Below are 534 nucleotides of genomic sequence, written 5' to 3'. Positions count from 1 at the left end.
TTAGTCAATTTGATCAAAGTATTTAGGCTCTTGAAGCCGTGTTTTGAAAACGAGATTACTAAAATATACGTGAAGACTTCAGAAGGATAGGTATATGATTATGCGAACAATTATTGGGATTGATGTCAGCAAAAACAAAGCTAATATTGCGGTGGCGACAGACTTAGTAGTGGTCAAAGAATTAGCTATTTCTTTGGACGCACTGGGATTTAATGAACTGAAACACGTCGTGCTTCAGTTCGGTGGGAACCCCGAAATTGTTTTTGAAGCTACTGGTGTCTATTCACGACGACTAGAATATTTTCTTCAGCAAGATGGATTGAACTATCACATTTTAAATCCATTGGCGGCTAAGAATCGTATCACCACCGGTTCACGGCTGAGAAAGAACGATGAACGCGATGCACGCCGGTTAGCCATCACCGAGTTCACAGAACAGTTAGAGCCGTATCTTTTAGCTTATAAGCAAGACCCCATTTACCGTGAGCTAACTGATATGAATCGTTATTATGATCAACTCAATGAAGACAAGAA

1 protein-coding gene is annotated in these 534 nt (G+C 40.1%); it reads left to right on the top strand.

Annotation, left to right across the window (positions count from 1 at the left end; genetic code table 11):
* Nucleotides 1-94: 94 nt before the first annotated feature.
* The coding region (locus FD38_RS10200) for an IS110 family transposase (protein WP_157058830.1) at nt 95-534 on the top strand (440 nt) is incomplete at its 3' end.

The sequence above is a fragment of the Levilactobacillus zymae DSM 19395 genome, assembly GCF_001434115.1.
Taxonomy (GTDB): Bacteria; Bacillota; Bacilli; order Lactobacillales; family Lactobacillaceae; genus Levilactobacillus; species Levilactobacillus zymae.
Note: the sequence above shows the minus strand (reverse complement) of the source record. Positions and strands in the feature narration are given on the sequence as shown.